This window comes from Ktedonospora formicarum (assembly GCF_016587355.1).
Taxonomy (GTDB): domain Bacteria; phylum Chloroflexota; class Ktedonobacteria; order Ktedonobacterales; family Ktedonobacteraceae; genus Ktedonobacter; species Ktedonobacter formicarum.
In genome coordinates, this window is the sequence record NZ_BNJF01000008.1 from 293658 (window position 1) to 310764 (window position 17107).

Below are 17107 nucleotides of genomic sequence, written 5' to 3' on the forward strand. Positions count from 1 at the left end.
AAAAAAGCCTTGTCAGAAAAAGATGGCAAATACACCATGCGTATCGAGTGCCAGACAGGCGGGAGCTGGTAAATGACCCGAAAACGTATCTGTCCACAGGTTGCGTAACGAGATGCACATTCGCTTGAAACTGAACAAGTGGAAGCGTTCTGTCAGGGTTTCCTGCACATATCGCACGGCTACTCTCGCCTCTGGGCATGCATCTTTCGGAAGTCGAGATGGAAAAGCCGCTCAATCAGGACAATTGGTGTGATGGGCCGCGAGGAAAAAGGTGACACAGGCATCAATATGCTGCTCAATCTCTTCATTCGTCGGAGCGGGTCCTGCTCCCAGACGTGCTCGCTCGATGATCTGTCCTTGCAGTAAAGTTAAAAAAGTCTGTGCTGAGAGGCGAGGATCGGGAATGTGTAAGCTCCCCTGGCGATCCAGTTCCTGAAAGTACGCGCTCAATCGTTCAAGTGCCTTTTCAACGCTCAGGTGATAATACATCCGCCCCACTTCTGGGAAGTGTTCCATGGCACCGAGAATGACTTGATACAGAGCGATCTCCTCTGGATTGAGGGCGTAGGCGAGCCGCAACTGGCCCAATCGACGGAGCACCTCGGCAGGGTTCCCCTGCCAGAACATTTCCCTCCCCTCCTTCGCTTTTTGGTTACAGAGATGCTGGATCACCGCCTGAAAGAGGACATCTTTCCCACGAAAATGACGATAGAGGGTCATAATGGAAACACCAGCGTGGGCAGCAACCATTTCCATCGTCGTATTGGCATATCCATGTCGCAGGAACAGTTCTTTCGCCGCCACTTTAATGGCTTCCTGTTTGCGCTCCAGCAAACGAGCTTTCGGATGATCTTCAGACCATGTTCGCATACAAATCCTGCCTTCTTCATCAAACGACGCACGTCTCTTCTGCTTCTGAAGGAACAGATGATACGAGAGATTCTATTCTAGCACATTTCCACATCCTTGACCTCATCATCCCAAAATGATACGATAGATTATCATATCGTTTGAGAAAGAGCTGGAAGTCGTCCTTCCAGTAAGAGAGAAATGGTAGTTGTTCATGTCGATCAAATTTAGTGTGATCCTCCCCAATGGTGCGACCAATGAACTGGCGGGAATCACCGATCCGGTGGAAGCCTATGAGACCTTGACGCACGTTGCTCAGACCGCCGAGGAAGTGGGTTTCGACACGCTCTGGATCTCCGATGTCCTCTGGCCTGGTGACTTCACAGGCTTGGATACATCGCAAGAGTTTCTCTTTGAGTGCTGGACTACCACGGCAGCACTTGCACGCGACACGAGCCATGTGCGCATCGGCCAGATTGTCACGTCCAACATTTTTCGCCACCCCGCACTGCTGGCGAAAATGGCCAGTACGGTTGATGTCATGAGTCATGGCCGACTCACCCTGGGGATTGGTTCAGGTTCTCCTGCTCTTGCTGATCAGGCTCGCGCATATGGCTACGACTACCCTGATGTTCCGGAACGATCACGTCAATTGCGCGAAGCAGTTCAAATTCTCCTCGCGATGTGGACACAGGAAGAAGCCACGTTTGAAGGAACGTCGTACTCGGTACGGGGCGCGATCAACCAGCCCAAGGGAATCCAACAGCCCCATATTCCCTTGCTGATCGCTGGCAATGGAGAGCAAGTCACGCTCAAGCTCGTGGCGCAGTATGGCAATGCCTGTAATATTCACGGCGATCCAGCCACACTGAAGAACAAGTTCACGGTACTCAAAGAGCATTGCGAACGACTTCACCGCGACTACCAAAGCATTCATCGCACCTCAGGATCGTACTGCATCATTGGAGATACGGATGAGCAGGCCCAAGCGAAGGTTCCTGAGAGGGTGAGAGCCCTCTTCGGCAATGCGGCGCTGATTGGCAGTCCCGAAACCATCCGCGAACGGATCGCCGCGTATGAGGATGCGGGCGTCCAGGAATTGCTGCTCAGGTTCCCTGGAACTGGACAACAGGATGCAATCCGGCGCTTCGCACAGGAATTCATCGCCTAGCTTGTCAGACACACGCGAGTGCTCCTTGTCTGCATAGGCAAGGAGCACTCTGGTTTCCGGGAAGATAGGAGACGATGTCATCAAACGCACAGTCATGGCAAACGGAGCTTGGTTCCCACCACACAACGACCACTGTCGTAGCCCAAGGAGCTTCACTCACATGAATGGTGACCATGTTGACACATTGCGACAATTTCGATATGACGTCTACGAGTGTTTTCAGCGATCATAGGATGCCCTGTTCAACACGGTAAATGCTCTGATGACAGAAACACAGGCCAAATCATTCCCTGAAGTATCGCAATCGCTGTGGTTTGAGCGCAAATGGCCAAGTTTGTATGAAGCGTTCGAAGATGGACGCATCGATGAAAAGCGTTTGCAAGAAACCTTTGCTCACTACCTGCCCAAAGCAGATCCAGGGAAATGGCTCTGGATCGGGATCGATGCCAGTAAAATTGCGCGTCCTGATGCCGTGACTTCGGAAGATAGAACGACACAACACGTGCATAGCCTGCCAGAATGCAAGAAACCGATCACATTTGGCTGGCAATTTTCGACGGCGGTGGTCTTGGCAGATCCAGCCAGTAGCTGGACCTACATTCAGGATCAACAACGGGTGGCATCGCAGACTACAGCCATCGAGGTAGCTGCTCCTCAGCTCAGACGCTTGGCTCCCCATCTGCCCAAGAATGCTATTGTGGTGCTGGGTCGCGGCTATGATGCGAACTGGTTGTGGTGCCGTTGTAGCGCTTTGGACATTGGAGCGTTGGGTCGTCTCAAAAGCAATCGCTGTTTGTATCGACCAGCTCCCGCCCCAACGGGCAAGAAAGGCAGCCCCCCCAAAGATGATGCCAAACTGCAACCCAAAGATCCCACCACGCATGGCGAGCCAGATGGCACATGGAAAGGCACCAATGCGAAAGGTCGTCCAGTGGAAGTCACCAGTTGGAAGCACATGCATATCAAACAAGCTCGCTGGTTGGAGGTGACCATCTCGCGGGTAGGGAATTGCGCCCTACATCAAAACAATAGCTTGCAGGTCGCACTCGGAGAACGGATTGCAGATGCATATCTCACATAGGATGAGCTCCCGGCGGTTGGACAGGAGTGCGTTGAGGACGTGAACCAAAAGCGCGAAAAGAAGCAATGCCCCCTCCAATCACCGCAATAATGCCTACAAGCATTGATAGGGCAAAGACACCAAAAAGTGGACTGAGCAGCAAAATTATTCCAAAGTTGATATTCAGAATGCCAAGAATGCCAAGACTGGAATCCTTACCATTGGCTGCATGAATGATTTGAGCCACGCCCAATATGAGTGCGTCTATTGCCAGAAAGATGACCAGCACTTTAGGCACAAAGATGGCGCTCCATAACGGATTTCGTAAGATGACCAAACCTGCGGCAATACCTGCAATACCGGTAATAAGCTTCCATCCCCACAACCTCCTATCCATGCAGAGATTGACGAATGCAAGGACACCAGTCACCATCCAATACACCCCTAAGAGCTGGACGAGCACGAGGAGCGTCATTCCTGGCGAGAAAAGAAGTAACAGCCCCATAATCATCGCTGCAATTCCTGCAATTATGACCAACCGCCGGGGAATACTGGCAGATGTTGTCGTTTCCGTCATCGATGCAAGTGGTGGACGCATGTGCATCTCCTCATTGGTCGTGGGAAAATGATCATTGAGATACAGAGTAATAGGGCTGCTCCAGGTGGCTTCGATGGGTTTCAAGGTCAACTTCTTCCGTCTGAGAACCTGATGTTTTCATTCAACATCTGCAGGAGTGCTTTGATAAGTGCAGTACTTATGGGGCCATAAGCTATATCTCTTTCAATAGATACACAAGGACATCAATGTATGGCGGCACGCGAAATGTGCCTTAACAGTTACCAGAGATCAACGGAGCAGAACCGCTCTCTAAGGAGAGGATACAGAGGCACCAAAACTCAGCGGCTTTTCCTGTGTGACAATTTCTTTGCGCGCAGTTCTCCTACAGGACGTGTATGAGTGCGGTTTGCCGAATATGAAACATCCGGGAAATTGGAGATTCTGTGCGGACCAGGGTCTTCTTTAGTAAACAGAAATGGCGTGCTAGAAATGAGCATACAAGACCTACTATCGCCCAGTATTCGTAGAGGTCTTGTATGCTCATTGGTTTGAGGGAAAAGGGCGATCCGAGAGAAAGCTCTATCGGGAGCAACATCGCAGGTGAGGAGAAATCCTTCTCTTTACCGTTATCCGAAACTGACCCACATAGGGACAAGCCATATCTCGCGTTCGGTTCCTGCTTCAACGAACAACGTGCCTGAAGAGACCAGGTCGTACAGGATCTCCACAGGCGTGCATTCCGGTGTCACTCACCGTACGAGGGGCAATTACAGCAGAAACGAGGGACGAACGCAAGAGCAACAGATGTCAGCGGAAAGAACTATGTGTCTCCTCTTCAAGAAACTTGTTTTACACCCATGGGCTTCGCTTTCGTTGGCCGAACCTCTTTCAGCCAGACTTTTCATCTCCCCTATACTGCAAGGAGACATGCCTTGTTGAACCCATCAGCGATTTGGAAAAGGACGTATCCATGGTCAAAATCCAATCAAAACCAGTCGAACTCACAAGGACAACGCGTTATCTTCCCATTGAAGATTATGGCATGATTGGAGACCTCACAACGGTGGCGCTGATAGGTAAAAACGGCTCCATCGATTGGTGCTGTCTGCCCGATATTGATTCGCCGAGCGTCTTTGGTAAGCTACTGGATGCTGGGAAGGGCGGGTCGTTTCGCCTGGCACCCGTCGAGCAGGCAGATGTCACCACCAAACAGATCTACTTTCCAGAGACCAATATCCTGATTACGCGCTTTCTCATGCACGATGGGATTGGAGAAGTCACCGATTTCATGCCAATTAAACAGGAAGGCTCTCAACGTTACGAACACCATCTCGTACGTGCGGTCCATATGGTGCGCGGCTCGCTCACGTTCCAGGTCGCCTGCCGACCAGCCTTTAATTATGCGCGCGATTCACATATCCTTCAGCTTTCTGAGCATGGGGCTACCTTCCGCAGTCCTGAGTTGACACTAGCGCTTTCATCGTCGGTACCCTTGAACGATGATGGACAGGGGGGAGCACAGACGACCTTTACGCTCTCGGAAGACCAATCCGCTTTCTTTTTTCTGGACAGTTCCCAGGACCAGGAGATGTGCCCTCATCCTGTTGGACAGGAGTTGTATAACGCGCAATTTGTCGAGACGCGCCGCTACTGGCGCCACTGGTTGAGCCAGTGTCGGTATCAAGGGCGTTGGCGCGAACATGTGCAACGTTCCGCACTAGCCCTGAAACTGCTTACTTATGCACCTACTGGAGCCATCGTGGCAGCACCGACGACCAGCCTGCCGGAAACTCTTGGAGGCGAGCGCAACTGGGACTATCGCTTTACCTGGTTTCGTGATGCCTCCTTCACCCTGGATAGCATGCTGGCGCTCGGTTTTGTGGAGGAGGCGGAAGCCTTTATCGGCTGGTTGAAGCGGTGCCTCAACGCCCTTGAGGAGGGTGGCGAACTCCAGCCCATCTATACGATTCGTGGTGATCCTGAGATGCCGGAGGTCCTGCTGGATCATCTGGAGGGCTATCGACAGAGTCGTCCGGTGCGTATTGGCAATGGAGCCGCGACCCAGCGTCAACTGGACATCTATGGAGAGCTAATGGATGTCCTCTATGTCTACTCGCGGCATCGTGGCTTGACCTATGAGAGCTGGTTGCATCTGTGCCAGCAGCTCGATTGGTTGTCCCGGCACTGGCAGGAGGCAGACGAAGGCATCTGGGAGGTTCGTGGCGGGGCCCAGCACTTCCTGCACTCCCGCCTGATGTGTTGGGTTGCCTTTGACCGCGCGCAGCGTATTGCTCGCGAACGTGGCTTTCCGGCACCATTTGATGAGTGGCAGAAGACCAGCGCGCAGATCTATCGCGAGATTATGGAGCAAGGATGGGACGAGCAAAGCCAAAGCTTTGTGCAATATTATGGCGGGAATGCGGTCGATGCAAGTGCTCTGTTGCTCGCGCTGACCGGTTTTATCGAGGTACGTGACCCGCGCATGTTGGCAACTATTGAGCGTATCCAGAGGGATCTGACGCATATGCCTCATGTATATCGCTATGATGTTGAAACAGCAGCAAGCGATGGGTTAGCAGGCCATGAAGGGACCTTTAACATTTGTAGTTTCTGGCTGGTGGAAACCTTAGCAAGAGCGGGGAGGCTGGAAGAAGCACGACTTTCTTTAGAGCATATGCTAACGTATGCAAATCACGTCGGCCTGTATGCAGAAGAAATCGCATCGACAGGCGAGGCATTGGGGAATTTCCCACAGGCGTTTACTCACCTGGCCTTGATTCACGCTTGCTTGTGTGTGGACGAAGCACTCAGTAAGATGGCTCCCCATCTCTACCTGAGCCTGTAAAGCCGTCCAGTGATCAGTGCTCCCGTTTGCCTGCCAGCAGATATGCTTCCAGCGTTTGAGAAGGAAGAAAGAGATGAAAGCAGTGGCTGTTTTTCCTGCACACCGAGAAGTGAAGCTCATTGAACAGGAAGAGCCAGTAATCACGCAATCGCATCATGTCAAACTACATCTGCTGGAGGTTGGCATTTGTGGCACCGATAAAGAGATCTGCTCATTCGCATACGGTACTCCTCCAGCGGGAGCAGATTTCCTGGTGATCGGCCACGAAGCGTTGGGGGAAGTGATGGAGGTTGGGGATGCCGTGACACGGTTCGTGCCTGGCGACCTGGTTGTGCCAACCGTGCGCCGCCCTTGTACACATGAGCTCTGTCGCTCCTGTCGCGCCGGGCACCAGGATTTCTGCGAGACGGAGGACTTTACGGAGCGCGGCATTAAGGGTGCTCACGGCTATCTAGCGGAGTTCGTTGTGGATGAAGATCAATACATGAATCCTGTGCCTCAGCACCTGCGCGAGATTGCCGTCCTGGTCGAGCCGCTCACCATCGCCGAAAAAGCAGAGTATCAACTCTACACACTGATGCAACGCCGCCCCCCCTGGATCGACCCTGCCCTCAGCGAACGCACTCAGGGACGTGGGCACACGGCGCTGGTCCTGGGAGCTGGTCCAGTGGGATTGTTGGGAGCAATGGCACTGCAGGCTAGGGAGTTCGAGACATTCGTCTACTCACGAGGGCAAATGCCCAATCCCCAGAGTGAGGTTGCACAAGCCATTGGCGCGACATACTTTTCGAGCCAGGTTGTGTCCCCTTCGCAACTCGTTGCTCACATTGGCCCAATTGATCTGGTCTATGAAGCAGTGGGCCATTCTCAGTTTATGTTTGAGGTGCTCCGTGTGCTGGGTCCGAATGGCATCTACGTGCTCACGGGTATTCCTGGCTGGCAAACGCTGATTGAGGCTGATCTTGCGACGCTGTTTCGCGAGATGGTCCTCAAAAATCAGGTGATGTTAGGAACAGTCAATGCGGGACCGCACGATTTTCGTGCAGCTGTCGCGGATCTGGAGATCTTCAATCAGCGCTGGCCAGATGCCGTGCGTGCGCTGCTGGCGGAGCGGACCCCGATTGAGCAGGCAACTGACCGCATTCTCGGACGGCCAGTGGGGATCAAGAACGTGATCTCCTTTCAGCACTAAGAAAGACAGACAACAGAGCAGAGGATCTGTCACGTCGATTAAATGTGGCACGAACCGGTCGTGTGTCTCCGGCCACGGTTCAAGGTGGGTAACATCTGGTTTTTCTGCGGCATAGTCGCGCTTACCTATGCGTCTCTTTCTACTATCTCTTCCCTAGATCGTGATCCCCAAGATCTCTGCCAGGTCGTATGTCTTTCTAGGTCCTGAGCAGCTTCGGGTCGCATCAGATGACTAAAATTCCAGCACACCATATCTCTCATTCATAAGCACTTCATACACATCTGAAAAACGCGTGTGATAAGCTCTTTTTGCATCAGAGAGACAAAAACTTCCGAAAAAGCAATCCTCATGCAATTTCTAGAGGGAATGGAGCGAAGAACGGTGTTTAATATCTCATCTCCTTTGCCTTGCTCGCTCACTATTGTAGGCGAGATCGGCTTACTCCCTAGTGGAAAGAAGGCCAAGGGTCCGAGCTTGTGCAACCGCCTGAGTGCGATTGGCAACGTCGAGTTTGCTAAGGATATTACTGACATGGTGCTTAATCGTACCGGCTGCCACCACCAGGCTTTCCGCAATCTCCTGGTTCGAGGCGCCGCGGGCGAGCAGATGCAACACTTCTCGTTCACGTGTGCTCAACGGATCTATCAGTGTTGGGGATGGTTCATTTTTCAGGTGGCTTGGTTGGCCTTCCGGCTGCTGTTTGAACGCCCGCAAGAGTGTCTCCACATATGGGAGATCTTCCTCGTGGTGCTCCTGTTCTCTGAGTTGGGAGAGTAATGCCGCTATGAGCGGTCCTTCGTCCACAAAGCAACGGATATACCCTTCAGGTGCGCCTAGATGCACCGCTTGTGAAAGCCGTGCCCAGGCCTCTTGCCGTTGCTGTTGCATATGGTACGCCTTCACCTCCAAAAGCAACATCTCCAGCACATTGTACCAACGCTGCGTGACTATTGCTCGTTCTACCAGAGGGAACAACAGGTGTAAGGCATATTCCGGCTGGGATTCGGCGAGCAGCAGGCGGATGAATGCAACACCTTGTTTTTCCCGCGCCAGAGAAGATGCCAGTGGTGCCTCTCGCTGCAGATTCCTTGCCCAGCATCTCGCCTGTTCCAGATCGCCACTTGCCAGCCAGAAACGCATCTGATCGACGCTGCTCCAGAGTGCTACGGAATAGGGTGATGCCATGACCCGCCCGACATATGCAAGTTGTTGCGAAACGTTTCTGGCTTCCTCCCACCGCTCTTGTGAGAGAGCATTCTGCAACAAGATGGTATAGCCAACCGGTAAAAACGACAGCAATTCAGTCTGCTCGCCCAGCTGAATTGCCTGTTCGGCCATATTTTGGGCTTCCTCTAATCGATTCCATTCATTCAACATCTTTGCTTGAAAGGTATAGGGCCAGCATAACAGAGCGGACTGGTGCCCCTCCAGGAAGTGGATTGTGTGGATCGCCTGCTGACTCCATTGCCAGGCCTGGTTCAGTTTCCCTGCCATCATGTTTTCCCATACTCCCTCACATAAGTAGACACCCTCGAGCACGTGATCTCCCTCCGCTTTAATCCGGTTCCAGGCAATTTGCGTTTGCTGCATCGCCCGCTCGAAATCCCCCTCAGAGAAGTTTGCCCAGGCCTGGGCAAACGTTGCCTGGAGCCGTGCCGCCCCTTGCAGCCCTTCAAGATGGGTCAGCGCTTCTTGACAGAAAGCCCGTGTTGCTCCCGCATCTCCGTAATAGAAACCTACAATGATGGCCTGCAAGGCGGCGATTTCCCCTAAAAGCAACGTGGAGGCCCCTGGTTCATGGCTGCCTCGCACGCTGCGTGCCTGTTCTTCCCGCTGATGGACTTGGGTCCAGGCGCGTCTGGCATCGAGCACCCAGCTTTCGGTGACCCCTGGTGGGGCGATCCAGAACAGGCCTTGAGCACAGGTCAGGCATAAACGAGGTCGCTCACGCACGACCTCGCGGGGGAGTTGCTCAATCCAGGAAAGAAGCCATGGGTCCCTGATCCGACCCCATAAGTGCTGACTGGGTATCTGCTCCATCAGTGTCGCGGCCCAAGACCACTCGTGTGCCTGTAATGCGTGCTGAATGGCTTCGCTGCGCATTTGCTGTGCCGCATACCACTGACTAGCCCGCAGATGCAGAAGCAGTACCTCAGTGGGAGCGGTCTGCTGCAGCTGAGCACGCAGTACCTCGGCAAAGAGAGGGTGATAGGCATACCACTGACGCTGCTGATCAAGGGAACTCAAAAAGAGATTGGCCCGTTCGACTTCTTCCAGAAGGAGCCGGCTGTCCTGCGTTTCCAAGACCGCATTACAGAGGGAGTTACAGAGACGGGGAAAGATGGATGTTCGTAGAAGGAAGGTCCGCATCTGCTCTGGTTGGCGGTTCAGCACCTCTTGCACCAGATACTCGAACAGCGCAGGCTGGGTTCCCTGGAACGCTTGCAGCAGATCTTTGGGATGTGCCCGCCCTTTGAAGGCGAGCGCTTCCAGTTGCATGCCTGCCCACCAGCCTTGTATGCGGGCGTCAACGTCCTGGCTGTCCTGCTCGGTAAACCGAAGATTCATCGTGCCACGCAGGAAAGCAATCATCTCCTCTCTGGTCGCACGCAACTGCTCGGTCCGTACTTCCAGGATCTGTGCCTGTGTGCGCAGCCGTGCCAGGGAAAAAGGGGGATCCGTTCGTGTCGAGAGCACCACACACAGGAGAGGTGGCAGGTGCTTGAGCAGCGAGGCAAGCAGAGCATGGATCGCTGGCTCTGTAATCTCCTCATAATTATCCAGCACGAGCACCATGGGTTCGCTCAACTGAGTCAGGCCATTGATCAGAGCCGTGAGCATCGCTTGCCAGGAGGGTTGCGGGGTATCGTGGAGTGCCACAAAGGGGAGGTGCGAGAGCCCAGGCTGGCACTGTTCCAATGCTGTCAATACATAGGTCCAGAACTGAAAGGGAATATTGTCGCCAGCGTCAAGCGATACCCAGGCTACTGGGGGGTGGTCGGGAGCAAACGAACGAACCCAGCTTGCGAGAAGCGTGGTTTTTCCGAAGCCTGCGGCAGCGGAGACGAGGATAACGCGTTGCTGGAGGCCTGCATGAAGCAAGGTCAGGAGGTGAGGGCGGGCAATGATCTCATGGGAAGAGGTCGGGAGCAGGAACTTGGTCGCAAGCAGTGGTTGAGGAAACGAGCGTGGAATGGGCTCGGACACGTTGTTCTGGCGCATGACCATTCTTGCCTTTCCGCATCTTTTGTGCCTTGTTGTAGCGTCTAGCAATCCTCAACGAAAACGCTTTGTCGTCCTACCTGCAGGAGGCTCTGCGCTTGTTACTGTCGCATCATCTTCTGCCAGCCTTCTTTAGGCTGCGTAATTGCTTCCGCAGCCTAAAGAAGGCTGGCAGGACAGTATAACTTTCGTCTCATTTCTTGGTCGTCATTGCTCCCTAAAAATATCTCTTTTGGCCGATGATAGTCCCCTCTTCATTGCAGTATACTCCTGGTCAGAACATCATCTGCCAGCAGAAACACTGACGTGATGTGATGAATGACAGTATTGCCCTGTGAGAGAAGAGCGTCTTCATCAGGGATGAGGTATGAGAGAGAGAATGCAATATGGCCTATACAACCGAAAAAACAGTATCGTTCGTAGCATGGCCAATTTCCTTCGTCAAAGAGAAGGGACCGTTGAAGCAGAAGACAAAGGACGATCAAAGATATGCAACTTCTCCCTTGCCGTTCTCAAATCTTTAGATCTGTTGAAAACGATTTTCAAGAAATACAGTGTTTGCAACAAGCGCAGCTGGAATATGGGGCCTATGCATGTATTCCCGGAACCCAGCACACCTATGAAGAGGTAATCCAATCGCTTGTTGGGCTCGATCTACGTAGACAATATGAAGCACGCAAGCAAAGAAACCACCCGTCCTTATCAAAGCAGCACCACACCATCAAGGCACAAAAGGGGTAATACCAAGGAGGCTCCTGATGAAACAAGAGCACGAGCTCTACAGTGGGACACCTGTCCCTTGCCATCAAGCGGGAAACGATAGACAGATGCATAGGCTCCTAGAACATCCACAACCACGAGCAGAGTATCAAGAGATGGAAGAAGAACAGCTTGCACTGCTTGATACACTTCCTCAATTTGTCTGGCTCATCCGACCTGATGGTTCCGTCGCATACATGAATCAACGCTGGCGCGACTACAGCCGTTTGTTGCCTCACCTGTCCACAGAGCAGGAAGGGCCTCAGGTTCCACATCTCGATGACACTCAACACATCAAGAATGGACCGCACGCGTTGCCTCACACCATGCTCCTCTCTGAGCAAGAGATCTGCTGGCTTGAGAACCTTCATCCAGAGGATACAGAACGTGTCCTCGCACTTCGGGGCCAGGCCTTTGCCACAGGCGAGCCTTTTGAGTTTGAATATCGCCTCAGAGAGGGGTGCACAGGAGCATATCGCTGGTTCCTCTCACGAGGCGCTCCACGTTGCAATAAAGCAGGACAGATTGTCCTGTGGGTAGCCACCTGCGCGGATATCGATGACCAGAAACGGACAGAAGAGACCTTGCGCCAGAGCCAGGAACGCGTGAATCTACTCATGAATTCTAGTCTGATCGGCATCTTTTGCGCCGAGGGCAATGAGATTGTGGATGCGAATACCACATTTCTCCGCATGACTGGCTACACACAAGAGGATCTGCAGCAGCGCAATGTCCACTGGGCAACCATGTCCAGCCCACCCACGTCCTCTTTTTCCCAGCGGGTCTACCAGGAAGTGGTCGTACGACACTGCACGACCCCCTTTGAGACCGAACTAGTATGTAAAGATGGCAGTCATCTTCCCGTCTTAATGGGAGGTGTCGCCTTTCATGACCGGGTGCTACAAGGGGTTGGTTTTGTTCTGGATAATTCCGCTCGCCGGGAGTTGGAACAACGCAAAGATGCCTTTTTGGGTATGGCTAGCCATGAATTGAAGACGCCTCTGGCCTCCTTGAAACTGCAAACCCAACTCTTGCGCAAGAAACTTGGGAAACAAAACCTTTCCAATGTGGATGAGGTATGTGCTCGCATGGAAAAACAGCTTCATGCCATTACCCGCTTGGTCAACGAGTTACTCGACCTCTCGCGCATCCAGGCCGGGAAGCTGGAATATGCGCACGAGATGGTCGATTTGAGTGCGATGCTTGAGGACGTGGTTGAAGTGATTCAACACACGCAAACGACTCATACCATTGTGGTCCCGCATGCCGCATCCCCTGCCTTCGTCATCGGGGATCGAGATCGACTCGCGCAGGTGTTTCTGAATATACTCAGCAATGCGATTAAATATGCTCCAGGTGCCCCGCTGATCGAAGTGGCGCTCACCACCTCGTCAAAGGCAGTCACGATCAGTGTACGCGATCAGGGGATTGGCATCCCACGAGAACTGCAAGGGAGAATCTTTGAACGCTTCTATCGGGCAGTGACTCCCCAGCAATGTGCCTTTCCGGGACTTGGGATGGGCTTGTATATTGTCGCGGAGATTGTCAAGCATCATGGAGGAACGATCCGGGTCGAAAGCGAGAAAGAAAAAGGATCGACTTTTCACGTCACATTTCCTCTGGCTCCCTTGTGGGAAGAAAACAGAGAAGAGGAACAGCAATGAACCAGAGCCACGATGGAGAGCATGAATCTGCGCGCAGCAAACGTATTCTCATCGTCGAAGATGATCCCATCCTGGGCGCTATCCTGCTGGAAGCGCTCCAGGATGAGGCGGCCTATGAGGCCTCCCATGTCCTCAGCGGAGAGATGGCACAACATATCCTGCAAACGGATATCCCTGCATTAGTGCTCCTGGACTATCATCTCCCTGGGATAAGCGGTCTGGAACTGACAGACTGGCTGAGGAGTCGAGAAGAGCGTGGACACATCCCTGTCCTCTTGATGAGTGCGGATGTGCTGCCACCAGAGGCCAGCGGCAAAAAGCACCTCAAAACGCTGCAGAAACCCTTTGAGCTGGAGGCGCTACTCCAATCGATTGCTGAACTGCTCGTTTCAGGAGCAAACGCTGATCCTGGTGCAGCAAAAGCGCTCTCCCACAACCATGGTGCTCAATAAGACCTTCATCTGGCAAGCACTACACAATTACACGTGTGAGGAAAAACCTGCGTGAATGCGTGGCTGTCCTCATAGCAATACCGATCAGAAGCTCGTCCATTTAGTTCCGTCAAACCCACTAGCAGTGCGATGAGGTCTGAGAAGACAACAGTATTGAAGTGCAATGCTTTACTGACGACTGTGCGAATATGCTTGGGCACGTCTTCCAGTGCTTCCTCTAGATCAGGCATCACGCTTTGGTTGATCTTTATCCTTGGGTTCATACTGTCAAGGACACCTCTCGTTTGCCGGGTGGAACCAGAAACCGTTGAGTATAAAGGAGCGTTTACATGAGAATTGTCGTGGATCTAACCCGCTGTCAGAGCTATGGGCAGTGTGTCTTTGCCGCACCGAGTGTCTTTCGATTTCATGGCGAAGAAGCTCTTGAATATGACTATACTCCTGATGACCGGTTCCGTGAACAGGTCAGGTGGGCCGCGGCAGCCTGCCCGGTCCATGCCATCATGCTAGATTACCTGGATGAACAACCAGAGAGTGATTCTCATCAGGAGAGTGTTGGAGGAAAGGCATGACGAGTAGCCATCTCCCTAGAATGCCGGGCTTTACCAATGGTCATATAGTAATCGTTGGTGCCTCGCTAGCCGGTTTGCGCGCGGCAGAGACCCTGCGCGCCGAAGGCTTTCCTGGTCAATTGACCCTGATTGGTGATGAACCCTACGAACCCTATGATCGCCCGCCCTTATCTAAAACCGTCCAGGCCGGGTGGATCTCAGAAGAGCATACCACCTTGCCCCGGCGACGGGATGTCGCGGCGGAGTGGTTGCTGGGAACCCCGGCGACGAGACTGGATTTGCCCAATCGGCACGTTCTGCTTGCCGATGGGCGCCAGGTCCCCTTTGATCGACTCTTGATCTCCACCGGGACCCGAGCACGTCCCTGGCCAGACAAGGAGCAAGCATCTCTCGATGGAGTGTTCACGCTCCGCACTCGTGACGATGCCGCTCGGCTTCATGCCCGTCTGGCGGCAAGACCCAAACGGGTGCTGGTTATCGGTGCCGGTTTCACCGGTTCAGAGGTGGCTTCTGTCTGTCGCGAGCTCGGCCTGGAAGTGACTGTCACTGAGCGCAGCGCGGCGCCGTTGGCTGGTGCCCTTGGCCAGGCGGCTGGCACCTTTGCCGCGTATTTACAGCGCCAGCATGGAGTGGATCTGCGCTGCAACACGACGGTTATGGCTCTGGAGGGTGATGCTCAGAAGAAGCTGCGCTGCGCCCGGCTCTCGGATGGCAGCGAGCTGGATGTGGAGGTGGCCGTGGTGGCCCTTGGCTCTCTGCGCAATACGGAGTGGTTACAGGATGCCGGACTGGCCGCTGACGCCCGCGGGGTGGTGTGTGACGCAGCTTGTCGTGCCTTCAATGTGGATGGGATGGTCACCAATGACATTTTCGTTGCAGGGGATGTCGCACGCTGGCCTCATCCCCTCTATGATGGGCAACTCCTGGTCGTCGAGCACTGGAGCAATGCCGTCACCCAGGCAGAGGCCGCAGCTCATAACATGCTGGCCACGGCTGCGACGCGCCGCGCACATAAGCACCTACCCTTCTTCTGGTCCAACCAGTTCGGGGTCAATATCAAGGCCATCGGTTTACCCACCATTGCTGATACTATCGTTCTCACTCAGGGCTCAAGTGAGGAGCGCCGCCTGATCGCCGCCTATGGACACCAAGGCCGTATCGTCGCGGCGGTTGCCGTCAACGCACCCAGGTCCTTACCAGCCTATCAAGCGCTCATCGAGGCTCGTGCGCCGTTCCCGCCAGAGCTGCACGCCTCCAATGAGCCAGCTAAGCTACATCCCTTACCGGCAGGTTTCCCTCAGCGCGGGCAACCCACCCACGATCCGGGTGCCGAGCCTACAGGGGCTGGCCCGAGCACGCCTGAACAGGAGATTCAGGAAGAGGTGCTCAAGTTGTTGGACCCACGGGTACTCTTCGGTGCTCCCCCCTTACGATACTGCACGCGAACGGCATTGGCATGGAGGAGAGATCTCCCTTGCCAGAAGGACACACAGGAGAAATACACTCATGACACAAACATCGATTGTTCCTCCAGAGAAACTGTTCTCCCAGCTGCTCGACCTGTCCAGTCGAGCCAATCCGTATCCACTCTATACCCGCTTGCGCGAGACACCGGTCTCAGTGCAAGAGGATGGGACCTATGTCGTCAGCACATATCAGGAGATCAACTTGCTGCTCCACGATCCACGGATCAGTTCCGACGAACGCAGGAACATACAAGGGGCTGGCGCCCTGGCTGCATCGGGGCGTCTCTCACCCACGCCACCGTTCATTTTTACCGATCCTCCTGAGCATACTCGGTTCCGTCGTCTGATTATGCATCAGTTTACCCCGCAACGAATCATGGGCCTGCGAGAGCACATCGTACAGGCGGTGAAAGCCTTGCTCGATGCCAGGAAGAACCAGTACCAGCTCGATTTGGTCCAGGACTTCGCGTATCCACTGCCGGTCACCATCATCTGTCGGTTGCTTGGGGTGCCGCCCGAGGACGAACCACGCTTTCGGGTCTGGTCCTCGGCGCTGGTGCGCACACTTGATCCGACAGAAAGCTTGAGCGAGGCAGAGGTACGGGAGGCAACGCAAAGCCGAACCCAGATGCGTGAATATATGGAGAAGCTTTGCGCGACCCGTCGCGCTCACCCCCAGGATGATGTGTTCTCTGGTCTAGTGGTTGGGGACGATCCCAATGGTCGCTTACCTGAGTCGGATCTGCTGGCTACCATGGAATTGTTGCTTATCGCCGGCCATGAGACGACTGTCAACCTGATCACGAACGGCATGCTGACGCTGCTACGCCATACGGATGTGTTGAATCGTCTACGGCGTAACCCAGATGTGCTGGCGATTCCGACAGTGGAAGAGGTCTTGCGCTATGATCCGCCAGTGCAGTTTCGTACGCGTACGACGCTGACCGATGTGCCAATTGCTGGTGTGACCATCCCGCAAGGAGCCTCGGTCGCCCTGCTGCTGGCAGCAGGCAGCCGCGACCCCGCGCGCTTCGCCGATCCCGATCGTTTTTGGCCTGAACGTGACGACAACGAGCATCTTGGCTTTGGTGGTGGGGATCACTATTGCGTTGGTGCGCCGCTTGCCCGGCTCGAAGCGGTGACGGCCTTGAAGGCGCTCGCGCGCCGTCTCGAGGCTCCGCGATTAGACGCCGATCCGCCACCCTATCGGAGGAATGCCGCTTTGCGTGGCCCAGAACACCTGCAGGTTGCTTTTGAGCGCCTGAACGACTGAGAAGGGAAAAACTGGGAAATAGC

The 17107-nt window shown here is 54.0% G+C and carries 13 protein-coding genes; 9 read left to right on the plus strand and 4 right to left on the minus strand.

All coding sequences use genetic code 11. The features are described from left to right. Positions 1-231 precede the first annotated feature (231 nt). The gene (locus K3T82_RS42825) at positions 232-870 is read right to left on the minus strand and encodes a TetR/AcrR family transcriptional regulator (protein ID WP_220199575.1); all 639 of its coding nucleotides are present in this window, start codon (positions 868-870) and stop codon (positions 232-234) included. 193 nt (positions 871-1063) lie between these two features. Here K3T82_RS42825 and K3T82_RS42830 point away from each other — a divergent pair, with 193 nt between their 5' ends. Together K3T82_RS42830 and K3T82_RS42835 are read left to right on the plus strand one after the other, a co-directional pair. Further along, entirely contained in the window at positions 1064-2020 is a 957-nt protein-coding gene (locus K3T82_RS42830) for a TIGR03560 family F420-dependent LLM class oxidoreductase (protein WP_220199576.1), read from the plus strand. Positions 2021-2282: 262 nt separating this feature from the next. Continuing rightward, positions 2283-3101 (plus strand): transposase, encoded by an 819-nt coding sequence (locus K3T82_RS42835; protein ID WP_220199577.1) that lies wholly within the window; start codon positions 2283-2285, stop codon positions 3099-3101. On the opposite strand, the gene K3T82_RS42840 is transcribed toward K3T82_RS42835, so the two are convergent. Then, entirely contained in the window at positions 3094-3762 is a 669-nt protein-coding gene (locus K3T82_RS42840; protein ID WP_220199578.1) for an HdeD family acid-resistance protein, read from the minus strand. The two genes, K3T82_RS42835 and K3T82_RS42840, sit on opposite strands and share 8 nt — an antisense overlap. Positions 3763-4609: 847 nt before the next feature. On the opposite strand from K3T82_RS42840, the gene K3T82_RS42845 reads away from it, so the two are divergent. Both K3T82_RS42845 and K3T82_RS42850 read left to right on the plus strand, forming a co-directional pair. Continuing rightward, entirely contained in the window at positions 4610-6484 is a 1875-nt protein-coding gene (locus K3T82_RS42845) for a glycoside hydrolase family 15 protein (protein ID WP_220199579.1), read from the plus strand. A 73-nt stretch (positions 6485-6557) separates the two neighbouring features. Next, positions 6558-7676, plus strand: a complete 1119-nt coding sequence (locus K3T82_RS42850) for a glucose 1-dehydrogenase (protein WP_220199580.1) — start codon at positions 6558-6560, stop codon at positions 7674-7676. Positions 7677-8114: 438 nt separating this feature from the next. On the opposite strand, the gene K3T82_RS42855 is transcribed toward K3T82_RS42850, so the two are convergent. Next, positions 8115-10898: a winged helix-turn-helix domain-containing protein gene (locus K3T82_RS42855; protein ID WP_236031901.1), complete on the minus strand. Its 2784-nt coding sequence runs from the start codon at positions 10896-10898 to the stop codon at positions 8115-8117. A gap of 758 nt (positions 10899-11656) precedes the next feature. Here K3T82_RS42855 and K3T82_RS42860 point away from each other — a divergent pair. Continuing rightward, positions 11657-13321, plus strand: a complete 1665-nt coding sequence (locus K3T82_RS42860; RefSeq protein ID WP_220199582.1) for a PAS domain-containing sensor histidine kinase — start codon at positions 11657-11659, stop codon at positions 13319-13321. Then, entirely contained in the window at positions 13318-13773 is a 456-nt protein-coding gene (locus K3T82_RS42865) for a response regulator (RefSeq protein ID WP_220199583.1), read from the plus strand. The genes K3T82_RS42860 and K3T82_RS42865 overlap by 4 nt, the downstream gene beginning before the upstream one ends. Positions 13774-13778: 5 nt before the next feature. On the opposite strand, the gene K3T82_RS42870 is transcribed toward K3T82_RS42865, so the two are convergent. Beyond that, on the minus strand, positions 13779-14036 hold the full coding sequence (locus tag K3T82_RS42870) for a hypothetical protein (protein ID WP_220199584.1): 258 nt from the start codon (positions 14034-14036) through the stop codon (positions 13779-13781). A 66-nt stretch (positions 14037-14102) separates the two neighbouring features. On the opposite strand from K3T82_RS42870, the gene K3T82_RS42875 reads away from it, so the two are divergent. The 3 genes from K3T82_RS42875 to K3T82_RS42885 are packed head-to-tail and all read left to right on the plus strand — an operon-like array spanning position 14103 to position 17084. After that, complete coding sequence (locus K3T82_RS42875; protein ID WP_220199585.1) at positions 14103-14345, plus strand: ferredoxin; 243 nt, start codon at positions 14103-14105, stop codon at positions 14343-14345. Then, the gene (locus K3T82_RS42880) at positions 14342-16135 is read left to right on the plus strand and encodes an NAD(P)/FAD-dependent oxidoreductase (RefSeq protein ID WP_236031902.1); all 1794 of its coding nucleotides are present in this window, start codon (positions 14342-14344) and stop codon (positions 16133-16135) included. The genes K3T82_RS42875 and K3T82_RS42880 overlap by 4 nt, the downstream gene beginning before the upstream one ends. After that, positions 16017-17084 (plus strand): cytochrome P450, encoded by a 1068-nt coding sequence (locus K3T82_RS42885; RefSeq protein WP_236031911.1) that lies wholly within the window; start codon positions 16017-16019, stop codon positions 17082-17084. The genes K3T82_RS42880 and K3T82_RS42885 overlap by 119 nt, the downstream gene beginning before the upstream one ends. Positions 17085-17107: the final 23 nt, after the last annotated feature.